Below are 14,266 nucleotides of genomic sequence, written 5' to 3' on the forward strand. Positions count from 1 at the left end.
GCATGTCCTCTTCATCCGGGCCCGGTTCATCCGACGCCCTTTCCCCTTCTGAAAGCTATCGGGCCAGTGTTGAGCGAACGGCCGAAGCAAAGAGCTATTTGGGAAGCTTCGTTCGCACTTTCGACTTTGCCCTCGATGATTTCCAGCTTCAGGCCTGCCGTTCTCTGCAGGAGGGCCGGGGCGTGCTGGTGGCCGCTCCAACCGGTGCGGGCAAAACGATCGTGGGCGAGTTCGCGATCTACCTGGCCCTGGAACGCGGACTCAAGGCTTTCTACACCACCCCGATCAAGGCACTGAGCAACCAGAAATACTTCGAACTCAGTGAGAAGTACGGGTCCGACAACGTCGGCCTGCTGACCGGCGATACCAATATCAACGGTGATGCGCCGGTGGTGGTTATGACCACCGAGGTCCTGCGGAACATGCTGTACGCGGACTCGGATGCACTCTTTGATCTCGGGTACGTGGTGATGGATGAGGTCCACTACCTGGCCGACAGGTTCCGGGGGGCTGTCTGGGAGGAAGTGATCATCCACCTGCCCAGCGAGGTCCAGGTGGCCTCACTGAGTGCCACGGTGTCCAACGCCGAAGAGTTTGGTGCCTGGCTGGATACGGTCCGCGGGGATACCGACATCATCGTCTCCGAGCACCGTCCTGTTCCGCTGTGGCAGCACGTGATGGTGGGCAGGGAGATTATCGACCTGTTCGCCGGGGAGACCACCTTTGACGAGATCGCTCCGCCGGCGGATGGCACGACGGTGGAGGCCACGGCCTCCCGTCCCGTGCAGTCACGGACAGGCTTTGAGGTCAATCCTGAGCTGATGTCCCTGGCGCGGAACGAAACCCCGGCCCACAGCCGTGCCCGCGCCGCACACGGCGGCCGCAACCAGCGAAGGATGCAGCGCCGCAACGATTCCTATGGCCGGGGCCAGGACAACGGTGCCGTCCGCAAGGCAAGCCGCCCCCAGGTCATCGCCAGCCTGGACAGGCAGGACCTTCTTCCAGCCATCACGTTCATCTTTTCCAGGGCGGGCTGCGACGCTGCCGTTGCCCAGTGTGTTTCCTCCGGCCTGTGGCTCACCTCTGAGAAGGAACAGCGCATCATTGCGTTGCGGGTGGACGAGGCCGGCCAGGATATCCCGTCCGAGGACCTGGATGTCCTGGGCTTCTGGACCTGGCGTGAGGGCCTGGTCCGTGGCTTCGCCGCCCACCATGCCGGCATGCTGCCCACGTTCAAGGAAGTCGTGGAAAAGCTCTTCGCCGAAGGCCTGGTGAAGGCTGTCTTTGCCACGGAGACCCTTGCGCTGGGCGTCAACATGCCGGCCCGCACCGTCGTCCTGGAAAAGCTGGACAAATTTAATGGCGAATCGCATGTGGACATCACTGCCGGTGAATACACCCAGTTGACCGGCCGCGCCGGGCGTCGGGGCATCGACGTCGAGGGCCACGCCGTTGTGCTCTGGCAGCCCGGAACCGATCCTGCAGCAGTGGCCGGCCTGGCGTCCCGACGGACCTACCCTCTGAATTCGAGCTTCCGCCCCAGCTACAACATGAGCATCAACCTGCTGGCGCAGTTCGGGCGCTCCCGGGCCCGCGAAATCCTCGAGTCCTCCTTCGCGCAGTTCCAGGCGGACCGTTCCGTGGTGGGACTGGCAAAACAGGTCAGGGCACGTGAAGAGTCCCTGGCGGGCTACGCAAAGTCCATGACCTGCCACCTGGGTGACTTCACCGAGTATGCGCGGGTCAGGAGGGAGTTGTCCGACGCCGAGAAGGCCACGTCGCGGACCCTGACACGGGCGCGTAAGTCCCTGGCGGAAGATTCACTGGCCCGGCTGCTCCCGGGTGACGTGGTGGATGTGCCCCTGGGACGTTCTCCCGGACCGGTTGTGGTCCTGGCCGCGGACCATCACAGCAGGGAGCCCCGGCCTTCTGTATTGACACTCGACGGGCAGTTGCGGCGGGTGGGAACTGACGACCTTGACGGCCCTATTGCTCCCATTACGCGGATCCGGATTCCGAAGGGTTTTAACGGCAAGACCCCCAAGTCCCGCCGCGACCTTGCGTCAGCGGTGCGGGATGCGCTGCGTGACAACCGCCCGCTGTCCCCGGCCAGTGCCCGGAACAACGCCTTCACCGGGCCGTCGGCCTCTGCTGACCAGGAGAAGCGGATCGTTGAGCTCCGCAAGGCACTGCGGGCCCATCCGTGCCACGGCTGCAGTGAACGCGAGGACCATGCGCGGTGGTCCGAACGCTGGTGGAAACTTCGCCGTGAGACCGATGGCCTGGTCCGGCAGATCCAGTCCCGCACCAACACAATCGCCAAGACATTCGACCGCGTCTGTGATGTGCTGGCCGCCTACGGGTACCTGGAATCCCGCGACGACGGCGAGCTGGGCATCAGCCGCGACGGGCAGCGGCTGCGGCGCATCTATGGCGAGAAGGACCTCCTGATTTCGCAGGCGCTTCGACTTGGCGCGTTTAACGACCTTGACGCCGTCGAACTCGCTGCGGTTGCCTCCGCGCTGGTCTTCCAGGCCAAACGCGAGGAGGGCGGGCTGCGGCCGCGGATGCCCAGTGTCTCGCTGGAGACGGCAGTGGACATCATGGTGCAGGAGTGGTCCGCCTTGGAGGACCTCGAAGAGCAAAAGAAGCTGCCGCTGACGGGCGAGCCGGAGCTGGGACTGATCTGGCCCCTCTACAAGTGGGCCAACGGCAAACACCTCCAGGAGGTGCTGCGCGGGACCGATCTGGCGGCCGGGGACTTCGTCCGCTGGGTGAAGCAGGTGATCGACCTCCTGGACCAGCTCGCGGGCATCCCTGGCCTGGAGCCCCGCCTGGCGCGGCTGTGCAGCGAGGCCATCAAGAAGATCCGCAGGGGAGTGGTGGCATATTCGGCCGTGACCTGACCGGCTTACCCGCCTCCATCCAGCAGACCCACACCAGCAAGGAGCCTCTTCCGCCCATGACAACGTCCCAGCACACCCCTGCCGAATCCGGTCAGCGACGCGTCACCCTCTACCGGAACGGCTCGGTCTATACAGCGGCCGATCCCTTCGCATCGGCCCTGCTGGTGGATGACGGCGTGGTGGCCTGGGTGGGATCCGAGCAGGCTGCGTCGTCCATCGCGGACAGCACCATGGAAATCGTGGACCTGCAGGGCGCCCTGGTGGCCCCTGGCTTCGTGGACTCGCACATCCACCTGACAGAGACCGGCATTGCACTGTCCGGGCTGCAGCTGGGTGCGGTGAAATCGGCGGCCGGACTCCTCGATGCCGTGGCGGAACGGGCTGCCCTCGGCCATGCCGTGATCCTGGGCCACGGCTGGGATGATTCCACCTGGCACAACCGGGAACTTCCGACGCCGGAACAACTGGAGCGTGCCGCGGCCGGCCGGCCACTGTACCTGGCGCGGGTCGATGTCCATTCCGCGCTGGTCTCACCATCTTTGGCAGCAGCGGCCGGGCTCCAAGGGCTGGATGGATATTCCGGGGGCGCGGTTGTCGTCAAGGCCGCCCACACCGCTGCCCGCCGCTTTACCCGGAACCTCCCCGAAGCCCAGCGCGCTGGTTTCCAGGAGCGCGCCCTGCAGGAGGCCGCGTCGCAGGGCTACGTGGCCCTCGCCGAAATGGCGGCACCGGGAATTTCCAGCCCGGAGGACCTCCGGATGGCCATGTCCCGAAACAACGGGCCCATCACCGGCCCGGAAGTCCTCGGATACTGGGCGGAGCTCGCCACATCCGAGGAACAGGCCGGCAACCTCCTGGCCAGCCTGGGCGTGCCCGTCCGCGGGCTCGCCGGCGACCTGAACATTGACGGCTCCCTCGGATCCCGCACGGCTGCCCTTCGCACAGACTATGCAGACGCCGCCGGTCACCGGGGCTCGCTGTACCTTTCTGTTGATGAGGCGGCAAACCACTTGGCCATTTGCTCCGTGCTGGGCATCCAGGGCGGTTTCCATGTAATCGGCGACGCCGGGCTGGACCTTGCGCTGGAGGCCCTGGACCGGGCTGCCGCTGAGGTGGGCGAAAGCCGTGTCCGCGCAGCCGGCCACCGTTTCGAGCATGTTGAAATGGCCGATGAAGCGGCCGTGAAACGGCTGGCACACTATTCGGCGTCCGTGAGCGCCCAGCCGGCCTTCGATGCACTGTGGGGCGGCCCCGGGGCCCTCTATGAACAGCGGCTGGGGGAGCGGAGCCGGGCCCTGAATCCGTTCGCTGCCTTCTATTCGGCTGGCGTTCCCATTGCCTTCGGCAGTGACAGCCCTGTCACCCCGCTGCGTCCGTGGTCCAGTGTCCGGGCCTGTGTGGAGCACCACAACCCGCGGGAACAAATCTCGGCACGTGCGGCGTTCCTTGGACACACCCGCGCGGGGTACCGGGCGGCGCGCTATTCCGATCCCATGGCGGGCCAACTCGTCCCCGGAGCCCCGGCCAGCTTCGCCGTATGGGACGTGGAAGAACTGATGGTTCAGGTCTCTGACGGCAGGGTGCAGTCCTGGAGCACCGATCCACGTGCCCGCACACCCTTGTTGCCGGCACTGGACACCGGAAGCGATCCCGTGTGCCTGCAAACGGTGCGTGCCGGCGTCGAAATCTATTCTTCAGGAGACTTGCAGAAGCCCTAGCGCCACCTTCCGCCCAGCACGTAGCATGGTTCCTCAACGGGCGGGGGACCTACCGGCTTCCGCCCGGCTACGGCGGGCTTTGGGCCCATTCCGGTGTGGCGCGGAACTTTCGCCCGGACCGGGGAGGCGGGCTGTAGCTACGGGCAGGTCCACAGGCAGCAGAGAACAGTTCCCCCAGCCGCGCAGTGCGGCGTCGCGGAACCGGCCCGCGCCTGTGGGCCTGTCCCATTCCCCTATAATGGACATTTGCGCCTGGCCCGGCTCTCCGGACCGGGCTGTGCTGATCGTCCCCTATAGGAAAGGCCCTCTGTGCGCGTCCTGACCATCATCCCCACTTACAACGAGCTTGAATCCCTGCCGCGGACCCTTGGCCGCCTGAGGACGGCCGTTCCGGCGTCGGATGTGCTGGTGGTGGATGACAACAGCCCGGACGGCACCGGCCAGCTTGCAGACAGCATCGCCGCGGAGGACCAGCAGGTCCACGTGCTGCACCGCAAGGGCAAGGAAGGCCTGGGCGCGGCGTACATTGCCGGCTTCCAGTGGGGCCTGGACGCCGGCTACGACGTCCTGGTGGAAATGGATGCAGACGGCTCGCACCAGCCCGAGCAATTGCCGCTGTTGCTGGATGCGATTGAAGACGGCGCTGACCTCGCCATGGGTTCCCGCTGGGTCCGTGGCGGCAGTGTGGTCAACTGGCCCCTCCACCGCCAGCTCATCTCCCGCACCGGCAGCCTCTACTCGCGGTTGATGCTGGGGGTCAAAATCAAGGATGTCACCGGCGGCTACCGCGCTTTCCGGCGCACCACCTTGGAAAAACTGAACCTCGCTGAAGTCGAATCAGTCGGATACGGTTTCCAGGTGGACCTTGCCTGGCGGGTGGCCAACCTTGGGCTGACCATTGTGGAACGGCCCATCACGTTCGTGGAACGCGAGCTGGGCGCCTCCAAGATGAGTGGCAACATCGTAGTTGAAGCAATGGTCAACGTCACCAAGTGGGGCCTCGCAGCGCGGTGGAACAAGCTCACAGGCAAAGCAGCAAAGTAGGCACAGTCCCGGCTGCAGCCACGACAAAGGCGGGCCTGCCGTAACGGATGTTACGGCAGGCCCGCCTTTTGTTTAGGGGCGCTTGGGATCAGGCGCTGCGACGTTCCCCGCGGCGTTCGCGGAGAATGGTCAGGCGATCCTCAAGGATCTGCTCCAGTTCCGGAAGGCTCCGGCGTTCCAGCAACATGTCCCAGTGGGTGCGCACAGCTTTCTCGTTGCTGGTGTCAGGACGTTCACCGTCAACAAGCAGGGCTTCTTTGCCTGTCTTTGAAACCCAAACCGGGGGAATTTCCGCCTCGGAAGAGAACGTAACGAATACCTGTTCGCCGTCTTCACACCGGTACTCGACACGCTGGCGCGGAGCCGGCTCAACACCGGATTCGGTCTCCATGCTCTGCGCGCCCAGGCGCATTCCCCGCAGGCTGCGATCGCTCATGATTTCTCCCTCTGTTCGGTTCGCGAAGCGGTAAAACCCCGCGCTAGCCGGCGCCGCAAAAATGCACCGGGCTATGATGTGCACAACGCTGCATCATGCTAGATTCAACGTCCTGCGAAGCGTTCTTGTTCCGGCTCGAACGACCGAACCGGACAAATATTTCATTATACGGAAGCCCGGCCCGCACAGCAAAAGCAAACAAGGACCCGGGCTTGGCGCTGTGCGCCGAAACCCGGATCCTTGCGTCAGGACGTGTTGCTTTCCAGAGGAGGCTAGGGCGCGGTTGCCCGCGTGGTGCCCTCTGCGCCGGCGTCACTGCCAAACACTCCGCTGCCTGCACTGCCGTCAGGAGTAACGCCTCCCAGCGCGCTGCCAATCCCCTTGAGTGCCTCGCCCACTTCGCTGGGAATAATCCAGAGCTTGTTGGACGTGCCTTCGGCGAGCTTGGGCAGGGTCTGGAGGTACTGGTAGGCCAGCAGCTTCTGGTCCGGGTTGCCCGCGTGGATCGCACCAAAGACCTTCTGGATGGCCTGTGCTTCACCGTCCGCACGCAGGATGGCAGCCTTGGCATCGCCCTCTGCGGCAAGAATGGACGCCTGGCGCTGGCCTTCAGCCGTGAGGATGGCAGACTGCTTGGTTCCTTCGGCAGTGAGGATGGCCGCACGGCGGTCACGCTCAGCACGCATCTGCTTTTCCATGGAGTCCTGGATGGAGTGGGGCGGATCGATGGCCTTCAGCTCCACACGGGAGACGCGGATACCCCAGCGGCCGGTTGCTTCATCAAGCACACCACGGAGCTGGCCGTTGATCTGGTCACGCGAGGTCAGTGCTTCTTCCAGATTGAGCCCACCCACGACGTTACGAAGCGTGGTGGTGGTCAGCTGCTCAACGGCCTGGATGTAATTGGCGATCTCATAGGTGGCCGCCCGCGGGTCCGTCACCTGGAAATACACAACGGTGTCGATGGAGACCACCAGGTTGTCTTCGGTGATCACCGGCTGGGGCGGGAAGGACACCACCTGTTCACGAAGGTCAAGCAGCGGCAGGAGGCGGTCAACGAACGGGATGAGGATGGTCAGGCCCGGGTTAAGGGTGCGCTGGTATTTCCCCAGGCGCTCCACGACGCCGGCCCGGGCCTGCGGGACGATCCGCACCGAACGGACTAAGACAATTACGACAAAAACAATCAGGACCAGCAACACCACTGTGGCGGCAAATCCTCCGGCGTTCTCCATACTTCTCCTTCATTCCCCAGTTTTGACAGGCAGTATTTATTTCAGCAGTCCTGCCCGGGCAGGACCGGGCTTAGTGGACCGCAGGATCCGATGGCGCCGTAACCACGGCGGTGGCGCCGTCGATGGCTTCCACAATGACGCCCTCACCGGCGGCGATGGTGCCCGACGCCGAGCGGGCGCTCCAGACGTCCCCACCGATCTTCACGCGTCCACCGTTTGCGGTGACAGGCTCCAGCACCAGGGCTTTTTCGCCGATCAGGCGGTCTATGTTGCTTCGCTGGTTCGCCGGACCCTTCTTAAGGTGTCTCAGCGCTACGGGTCGGATGAACGCGATCATCAGGAGCGAGACCACGCAAAAGGCAATGATCTGCAGCCAGAGGTCTGCCCCCGCCAGTTCGGCGACCAGGCCAGCCAGCGCTCCGGCGCCAAGCATGATGAAGAACAGATCGAGGGTGAGCATCTCGATGACGGCAAAGGCCAGGAACAGGGTGAGCCAAAGGGCCCACCAGTTTTGTCCAACCCATTCAAACATTCTTTCCCCCTTGAAATTCCGCATCCGTAGGGTATACAGCGGCATTCTTATCCTAGTGCGGCGGAGCCAGGGAGGGCAGGGGAGGACGGCCAGCACGGCGAACGTGGCCAAGTTGTGACCTCAGGCAGGCAGGGGAACGAACGTGGTGATCCTGAACTGGGCGGTTACCGGGGTGGTTCCGGCGCTGCCGGTGCGTGCAGCGAGCTTCTCCGCGAGTGCCGCACGGTCCAGGTGGTGCCCGGCCGGCCCCATAAAGGCCAGATCGGCCACCTGTGCAGTTCCCAGCTCCATGGCCACGTCCAGGTCCTGGACTTGACTGGTCCGGAAATGGGTTCCCATTTGTGTGGCCAGGCGTTCCTCTTTGCCCGGTTCGATGCCCAGCATTCCGGTGGCCGCAGCTATTTCCGCAAGGTGGCCCGGCCTTGGTGTCACCACCACCAGGAGCCCGCCGGGCCGGAGCGCCCTTGCGAATCCGGCGACGTTGCGTGGAGCGAAGACCACCATAATGGCATCCACCGTGCCGTCGGCCACAGGGAGCGGTTGCCAGATGTCCGAGACCACGTTGATGGCCTCCGGATTCAGCCGGGCCGCCCGGCGGACGGCGAACTTGGAGATGTCCATGGCCAGGGCGCGCAGCCCGGCAGCAGGGGCAAAACGGTCAAGGACACGGCGCAGGTAATGTCCGGTTCCGGTGCCGGCGTCGAGGATCAGGGGCGAGCCTGCAGTCAGCGCGGGGGCGACGGCATCCGCAACAGCATCCGCGAGGGGGTCATAGTGGCCACTGGCCAGGAAATCGTAGCGGGCAGCAACCATCGGTGCAGAATCCGCCTCGAATACTGTTCCTTTGCCCACCAGGAAGTTGAAGTAGCCCTGCCTGGCGGCGTCGAAATGGTGTCCTTTGCTGCACCTCAGTGACGCCGGTGCTGTGCCTGGGTCCGCGCTGGAAGCCGGTGTGAAATGCAGGGCTTCATGGCAGTGCGGACACAAAAGATCGGGCACGGAGGGGGCAGACATGCCATTAATCCTAGGGGCCGGGAAGGAACCCCAGTCCCTCCCTTGCTTTTCCGATGCCCGGTTCCGCCCAGCGCGCGGCGTATTCGGAATTCGTGCTGAGGGAGCGCAACTCGGCCTTGTCGATGTACAAGGTGCCGGCCAGGTGATCCGTTTCGTGCTGGACTATCCTGGCCTGCCATCCTTCGAAGGTCCGTTGCATGGCGCGGCCGTCAGGGGTCCGGAAGTCCAGCTCCACCTTCGCTGGACGGATCACAACGGCCTGCAGCCCATTCAAGGATAGGCACCCCTCATAGAACGCCGCGGTCTCCGTACCCACTGCCCGGTACATGGGGTTGAGTACGGCAAAGAACTCGAGCGGCTGTCGGTTCCGGGCGGCCGCCACCTCGGGATCAAGCGGGTAGAGGTCCTCGAGGACAGCCACCTGCAACGGGATGCCAAGTTGCGGCGCAGCCAGCCCCACGCCCGGCGCCTCATGCATCACCGCGCGCATCAGGTCGATGAAGCGTTCAAGTTCCGGCCCGGACAGCTGGCCGTCGAATGCCACTGCCGGCTGCCGCAACGCTGGGTGGCCTGCCTGCACGATGGGTGGCAGCGTCCCGGCACCCAAGAGGGCCAGGACCGAGTCCCTGATGCCCTGCGGATCGGTGCTGAAGTTCGATTCGGGTTCCCGGGACGGCTCACTCATGGCCACATCCTAACCGGGCAGGCACGCCGCACTGACAAAGTCGTGGATGGCGCCTTTCAGTTCCGGCCTGGCCGCTGCCTTGATAGTTCCCTTCACGCCGCCCACATCGACCATCAGCGGCAGGAGCGTTCCGACTTTGTCTTCGGCTACCGCATGGGGGTCGCACCGGGCAGGCCGGACCTGAAGTTGGAGGGTCCGGGGTGGATCGCCCGCACGGACCTGCAGACCTTCGGGCCATGGCGCTGCGGGGTCTGCGGCAAGCAGCGTTGTCCCAAGGATCCGTTCAATCCGCAATACTTTCGATGCGCCCAGGTCCGAAGGTTCCGCTGCAGGGGTGATGGCCAGGAAGATCGTCGCCGAACCGGCACCGTTGGAGTGGAGCTCCGGGAGGAGTTCGACGGCGGCAATCGCCCGGACACGCTGCTCCAGGCAGTATTCGTGCAGGTTGCGGTCCAGGACCCCAAAGTCGTCGCTGACCGGAGCCGCTGCGGTGTCGGGGCCCTCGCCTGTCAGCTCGAGGCGGGCCGTTAGTTCTGAGGCGGGCCGGTTGCTCCCGTCTGGAAGGCAGAAAGGTTCCGGAAGCTCCGTCACCAGGCTCTTGGGCTGGCCGGGCGGCAGGACTGTCCCGCCGCCGTCGGAGTTCCAGGAAACTGTGCCGAACGGGCCCGCCTCCAGCAGCAGGGACGTAAGCGTGACAGGAGCAGTGCCGTTGTTTGCCACTAACACGTCAACGACGCGTGTGCCGTAATTAGCCCGGGACTGGTTGAGTTGAACCGTGAACGTTGCCTGGGATGGGGCATTGGTGCTGGTAGCGGAGGCTGTCGGGCGTGGGGGGTCCGATGTCCCCGTTGGAGAACACGCGGCAAGGCAGGCCACGGAAACTGCCGCCCACATGGTTCGACGAGCCCGTCCTGTTCCTGCGGGCTCCCGCCCTGGCTGCGGCACCGTCATACAGCGAAGTCTAGGATCGCCGGGGCAGCCGGGCCAGAGGAAATGGCGCCGTTCCTTCGGCTAGGGTCGGACTTATGACAGAACATCTGACCTCACCCGAGGCTGCGCTCAGCCGCGTGCTGGAATTTGTGAAAACCATCGAGGCCGGCGGCGGCTCAGCGGAGATCCGCCCCTTCCTGGCCCCGGACTTCGAACTCACCGAAGCCCCCAACATCCTGACACCGGAAGGTGGCGTCCGAACCCTGGACCAGGTGTTGGAGGGTGCTGACGGGAGCCGCGAAGTGGTCAAGGACCAGCGCTTTGACATCACGCGGAGCACCTCGGACGGCACCAACGTGGTTCTTGAAATCGATTGGTCTGCGACGTCGCTGATGGATCTGCGTTACTGGGACCGTGGCCAGCTGATCCGGGCAAAAACCTGCTCCGTATTCGGTGTCCGGGACGGCCTGATCTACCGGCAAAGCAGCTACGACTGCTACCACCAGGAGGACTAGCCGTTCCCTCCGGCCCTGTTTGTCCGGCCCGGGTGCTGCTGCCTTACTGCATGGTGAACCGGCGGGCTGCAAAGGCGTTGACCGCCGGAATGCCGGCCAACGTGCCAAGGAGCCGGTTTCGCACGGTCAGCATGGGGGCCGGGGCCGGCCTTCCCAGCATCATGTTGATCTCGGACTGGAAGGCTGCGCGGCGTGCTGCCCTGCGCCTTAACCGGTCAAAGCGCTCCATAGCAGCCTCAACAGGGGAGCCGTGCAGGGCACGCAGGAGCAGTGGAGCCAGCTCCACGGCATCAAGCCAGCCGAGGTTCATCCCCTGGCCGCCGATGGGGCTGACCTCGTGTGCGGCGTCCCCGATCGCCACCGTTCGGCCAACCGCCAGCCGCGGCAGGATTCCGCTCCTGACGCTGAAGCTGCTCAGCATGGTGCAGGACCCCGGATCAGGTGCCGTTCCGGTCCGGGAACCAACCACTCCGGCGAGCCAGTCCGGCGTCCGCTCCGGCTGGTGTTGGTCCACCCGGGCCACCCATCTGCGGACGCCGCCCGGGAGCGGGAAGGATTCGACGATCCCGTCCCGCTCAAGGAACAGGACGGCGGTACTGCCAAATCCTGTGGCATCGGCAAAATCGCCCATAACGTAGGCATCCCGATACGTACGCGACCTTCTCCGGGCCGGGCCGGAGCCCTGTTGTGAGGTACCGCCCTGTGGTGAAGTGCCAGGAAATAATGCGGTCCGGGCACCGTTTGCCACCACGCACCACCGGGCCTCCAGCCGTTCCTCCTGGCGTTGTTCTCGAGGTTGTTCCTGAGTTTGTTCCTGAACATCCCGCCCGCCATCCGCGTCCGTGACGGTGAACGCGACCTCCACGCGGCTGTCGTGATCCGCGCATCCGGTAACCCTGGCACCGCGACTGAGCGCACCGCCGTCGAGCGTTAACAAGCGGTTCTCCAACACCGCTTCGGTCAGCGCCTGCGGGCTGGAGAGCACAAAGGGATATTTCGAGTCGAGCACGGAAAAATCCATGCTGGCGAGCCGGCGGCCGCCACTGATGGCCAGGCCTCGGTGGATGGCGATGCCCTGCCGTATCAGCGGATCCGCGCAGGCCACCAGGTCCAGCGCCTCCAGTGCTGGCGGGTGGATGCCGATGGCCCGCGAATGGCGGCTGCGCTGATGCCGCTGCTCCAGGACGCGGACACTTACACCATGCTGGAGCAGCAGGCAGCCCAGGTAGAGTCCAACAGGTCCGCCGCCAACAATGGCAACGTCAATCATCGGCGGCCTGCAGATTGCCTTCGTGGATTAGTAACTGCCGGAACGGGCGGACGGGCACAACCTTCCACGACGGCGGTGCAACCGCGGAAAGCTCGGCCGGAGTGTAGCTGCGCCGGATGGACGTCAGGCCGTCTTCGCGAATGAAAGAACCGCGCAGGGGCAGTGCGGCAACGCTGAAGAGCATGTAGGCCACGGGGTTGCGCCGGAGATCGTTGTGCAGGACCAGGCGTGTGGACAACTGTTTCGATTCACGCAGGAAATCCTGGAAATCCGGCGGATCCAGGTGGTGCAGGACATGGTTGGAAATCACGACGTCGAAAGCTGCACCTTCTGCCACCAGGTCACTGCCGTAGGCGCGACGGAAGGAGACACCCGGGCTGGCCGGCCGGCTGCCTGCGAAGTCCATGGCACGGGGATCCGGATCGGCCCCTGTGACCAGCAGGCGGAGCCCGTCCTTCCTGGCGCGGCCGGCGAGGTAACCGGCAACGTCCCCGCCCCCGCAGCCCAGGTCCAGGAGCGAGGTAGGGCGGCCGGGGGAGAGGAGCGGACGCAGGTACTTCACGTAGATCCCGGACCACCCTGCGAAGGCCCTGTTGACCAGTGGAAACTGTTCATACGTGCGCCGCAGCTTTTCAGGATCGCAGTCCGGGTTGTCCATCTGTTCCCGTGTGACGCCCTCCCTGCGTTTCAGCATGCAGCGATGCTTCGGACTTTGGTGAAGAGTCCCGTCTCCACCGTCAGGCCGGGACCAAACGCCATGGAACAGATCTGCCCACCCTCCCCGCCTGGCTGCTCCAGGATGTGGCGGATGACGAACAACACCGTGGAGCTGCTCATGTTTCCGTAGTTCCGCAGGACTTCACGCGCCGGAACAAGTTGTTCGTCGCCGAGCTCCAGGCGGTGCTGGACCTTGTCCAGGATGCTGCGCCCGCCCGGGTGGATGGCCCAGTTGGGGACGTCCCTGTATGCCGTCCCTGCAAGCGGTCCTTCACTGCCAAAATAGGGTTCCAAAGCTCCTGTGATGTGCTCCTCGATGATGTGCGGCACGTAGTTTCCGAGGACCATTTCAAAGCCGTGGTCGCCGATGTTCCAGGCCATGGATTCCTCGCCTACCGGAGTCAGCACCGTTTCGAGCTGGTCCAGGCTCATCAGTGGTTCGTCGTCGAACGTCCTGGCGCTGACCACGGCTGCCGCAGCGCCGTCAGCAAACAGGGCAGAGCCCATGATGGTGTCCGGATCGTTGGAGGTCCGGACGTGGAGGGAACAAAGTTCTGCGCAGACCACCAGCACCACGGCGTCCGGATCGGCGTCGCAAAAGAGCTTGGCAGCCCTTAGGGCAGGAAAGGCAGCGTAGCAACCCATGAACCCGAGATGGAAGCGCTGCACGGAAGGCTTAAGGTCCAGTTCCCGAACGATCTTGTAATCGGGCCCGGGATTAAAGAAGCCCGTGCAGGAAACGGTGATGAGGTGGGTGATGTCCTCCGGCCCCAGACCGGCGCATGCCTTGAGCGCCGAACGGGCAGCATCATTGAAGAGCGCTGTGGCTTCCGTGGCGAAGATGTCGTTGCGCACCTTGGTGCTGGGATTCAGCAGGAGACCCGTGGCCGGATCGAAGAACTGCGGGTCAGGGGTGCGGTAGTCCAGGTTCAGCTCCCTGACAGCCGTGTACCTGGTTTCGATCGCAGCCGAATCAAAGCACGTGGCCACCAGCCTCGAGCCCAGCCGGGTGAGCCCGGGCTGGGCGGCAAAAACATCGCGCGCCTCATGCTGGATCAGCACTGTTGCCGGAACCGCAGTTTCAAGTGAACTCAGGTATACCGTCATTGGTTCATTCTTCGGCAGCCCGCGCCGGAAGACAATGGCCTGCCTGGCAAATGGGCTGTTCAGCGCGCCATTTCACGGGTGCTGGACAACCCGAACGGGCAGTGGCATCATCTCGCAGGTGACCACCAATCCCATCGACGCCCAGCGCCCTTCGCGA

At 64.5% G+C, this 14,266-nt stretch carries 14 protein-coding genes; 5 read left to right on the forward strand and 9 right to left on the reverse strand.

Annotation, left to right across the window (positions count from 1 at the left end; all coding sequences use genetic code 11):
- Positions 1-2 precede the first annotated feature (2 nt).
- From ACPJW8_RS08995 to ACPJW8_RS09005, 3 genes are all read left to right on the forward strand, one after another.
- Positions 3-2,906 (forward strand): DEAD/DEAH box helicase, encoded by a 2,904-nt coding sequence (locus tag ACPJW8_RS08995; protein WP_330188827.1) that lies wholly within the window; start codon positions 3-5, stop codon positions 2,904-2,906.
- Positions 2,907-2,962: 56 nt separating this feature from the next.
- The gene (locus ACPJW8_RS09000) at positions 2,963-4,624 is read left to right on the forward strand and encodes an amidohydrolase (protein WP_330188828.1); all 1,662 of its coding nucleotides are present in this window, start codon (positions 2,963-2,965) and stop codon (positions 4,622-4,624) included.
- A gap of 309 nt (positions 4,625-4,933) precedes the next feature.
- Positions 4,934-5,668, forward strand: a complete 735-nt coding sequence (locus ACPJW8_RS09005; protein WP_330188829.1) for a polyprenol monophosphomannose synthase — start codon at positions 4,934-4,936, stop codon at positions 5,666-5,668.
- An 88-nt stretch (positions 5,669-5,756) separates the two neighbouring features.
- On the opposite strand, the gene ACPJW8_RS09010 is transcribed toward ACPJW8_RS09005, so the two are convergent.
- From ACPJW8_RS09010 to ACPJW8_RS09035, 6 genes are all read right to left on the reverse strand, one after another.
- Positions 5,757-6,104, reverse strand: coding sequence for an RNA polymerase-binding protein RbpA (locus ACPJW8_RS09010; protein WP_003802221.1), 348 nt, complete (start codon positions 6,102-6,104; stop codon positions 5,757-5,759).
- Between the two features lie 272 nt (positions 6,105-6,376).
- The gene (locus ACPJW8_RS09015; protein ID WP_330188830.1) at positions 6,377-7,339 is read right to left on the reverse strand and encodes an SPFH domain-containing protein; all 963 of its coding nucleotides are present in this window, start codon (positions 7,337-7,339) and stop codon (positions 6,377-6,379) included.
- Positions 7,340-7,409: 70 nt separating this feature from the next.
- Positions 7,410-7,871 (reverse strand): NfeD family protein, encoded by a 462-nt coding sequence (locus ACPJW8_RS09020; protein WP_330188831.1) that lies wholly within the window; start codon positions 7,869-7,871, stop codon positions 7,410-7,412.
- 120 nt (positions 7,872-7,991) lie between these two features.
- Positions 7,992-8,885: a methyltransferase domain-containing protein gene (locus ACPJW8_RS09025; protein ID WP_330188832.1), complete on the reverse strand. Its 894-nt coding sequence runs from the start codon at positions 8,883-8,885 to the stop codon at positions 7,992-7,994.
- 10 nt (positions 8,886-8,895) lie between these two features.
- Complete coding sequence (locus ACPJW8_RS09030; RefSeq protein ID WP_330188833.1) at positions 8,896-9,570, reverse strand: peptide deformylase; 675 nt, start codon at positions 9,568-9,570, stop codon at positions 8,896-8,898.
- A 9-nt stretch (positions 9,571-9,579) separates the two neighbouring features.
- Positions 9,580-10,290, reverse strand: a complete 711-nt coding sequence (locus tag ACPJW8_RS09035; RefSeq protein WP_330188834.1) for a hypothetical protein — start codon at positions 10,288-10,290, stop codon at positions 9,580-9,582.
- Between the two features lie 119 nt (positions 10,291-10,409).
- Here ACPJW8_RS09035 and ACPJW8_RS09040 point away from each other — a divergent pair, with 119 nt between their 5' ends.
- Both ACPJW8_RS09040 and ACPJW8_RS09045 read left to right on the forward strand, forming a co-directional pair.
- A complete protein-coding gene (locus ACPJW8_RS09040) occupies positions 10,410-10,535 on the forward strand; it encodes a hypothetical protein (RefSeq protein ID WP_330188835.1) in 126 nt (41 codons plus the stop codon).
- Positions 10,536-10,595: 60 nt separating this feature from the next.
- Positions 10,596-11,015: a nuclear transport factor 2 family protein gene (locus tag ACPJW8_RS09045; RefSeq protein WP_330188836.1), complete on the forward strand. Its 420-nt coding sequence runs from the start codon at positions 10,596-10,598 to the stop codon at positions 11,013-11,015.
- A 43-nt stretch (positions 11,016-11,058) separates the two neighbouring features.
- On the opposite strand, the gene ACPJW8_RS09050 is transcribed toward ACPJW8_RS09045, so the two are convergent.
- From ACPJW8_RS09050 to ACPJW8_RS09060, 3 genes are read right to left on the reverse strand one after another with little or no spacing between them, the layout of a single operon-like run.
- Positions 11,059-12,285: an NAD(P)/FAD-dependent oxidoreductase gene (locus tag ACPJW8_RS09050; protein WP_330188837.1), complete on the reverse strand. Its 1,227-nt coding sequence runs from the start codon at positions 12,283-12,285 to the stop codon at positions 11,059-11,061.
- Complete coding sequence (locus ACPJW8_RS09055) at positions 12,278-12,979, reverse strand: class I SAM-dependent methyltransferase (RefSeq protein ID WP_330188838.1); 702 nt, start codon at positions 12,977-12,979, stop codon at positions 12,278-12,280. Before ACPJW8_RS09055 ends, ACPJW8_RS09050 begins: the two co-directional genes overlap by 8 nt.
- Positions 12,973-14,109 (reverse strand): type III polyketide synthase, encoded by a 1,137-nt coding sequence (locus ACPJW8_RS09060; protein ID WP_330188839.1) that lies wholly within the window; start codon positions 14,107-14,109, stop codon positions 12,973-12,975. The genes ACPJW8_RS09055 and ACPJW8_RS09060 overlap by 7 nt, the downstream gene beginning before the upstream one ends.
- Between the last annotated feature and the right edge of the window lie 157 nt (positions 14,110-14,266).

It is taken from the genome of Pseudarthrobacter sp. J47 (assembly GCF_049810315.1).
In the GTDB taxonomy this organism is placed as follows: Bacteria; Actinomycetota; Actinomycetes; order Actinomycetales; family Micrococcaceae; genus Arthrobacter.

Bases quoted from the DNA above. Each gene is read 5' to 3' on its own strand.
- ACPJW8_RS09000 (WP_330188828.1), top strand. From the start codon at position 2,963: ATGACAACGTCCCAGCACACCCCTGCCGAATCCGGTCAGCGACGCGTC.
- ACPJW8_RS09045 (WP_330188836.1), top strand. From the start codon at position 10,596: ATGACAGAACATCTGACCTCACCCGAGGCTGCGCTCAGCCGCGTGCTG.
- ACPJW8_RS09025 (WP_330188832.1), bottom strand. From the start codon at position 8,885: ATGTCTGCCCCCTCCGTGCCCGATCTTTTGTGTCCGCACTGCCATGAA.
- ACPJW8_RS09040 (WP_330188835.1), top strand. From the start codon at position 10,410: ATGTCCCCGTTGGAGAACACGCGGCAAGGCAGGCCACGGAAACTGCCG.
- ACPJW8_RS09010 (WP_003802221.1), bottom strand. From the start codon at position 6,104: ATGAGCGATCGCAGCCTGCGGGGAATGCGCCTGGGCGCGCAGAGCATG.
- ACPJW8_RS09030 (WP_330188833.1), bottom strand. From the start codon at position 9,570: ATGAGTGAGCCGTCCCGGGAACCCGAATCGAACTTCAGCACCGATCCG.
- ACPJW8_RS09020 (WP_330188831.1), bottom strand. From the start codon at position 7,871: ATGTTTGAATGGGTTGGACAAAACTGGTGGGCCCTTTGGCTCACCCTG.
- ACPJW8_RS09050 (WP_330188837.1), bottom strand. From the start codon at position 12,285: ATGATTGACGTTGCCATTGTTGGCGGCGGACCTGTTGGACTCTACCTG.
- ACPJW8_RS09055 (WP_330188838.1), bottom strand. From the start codon at position 12,979: ATGCTGAAACGCAGGGAGGGCGTCACACGGGAACAGATGGACAACCCG.
- ACPJW8_RS09060 (WP_330188839.1), bottom strand. From the start codon at position 14,109: ATGACGGTATACCTGAGTTCACTTGAAACTGCGGTTCCGGCAACAGTG.
- ACPJW8_RS09015 (WP_330188830.1), bottom strand. From the start codon at position 7,339: ATGGAGAACGCCGGAGGATTTGCCGCCACAGTGGTGTTGCTGGTCCTG.
- ACPJW8_RS08995 (WP_330188827.1), top strand. From the start codon at position 3: ATGTCCTCTTCATCCGGGCCCGGTTCATCCGACGCCCTTTCCCCTTCT.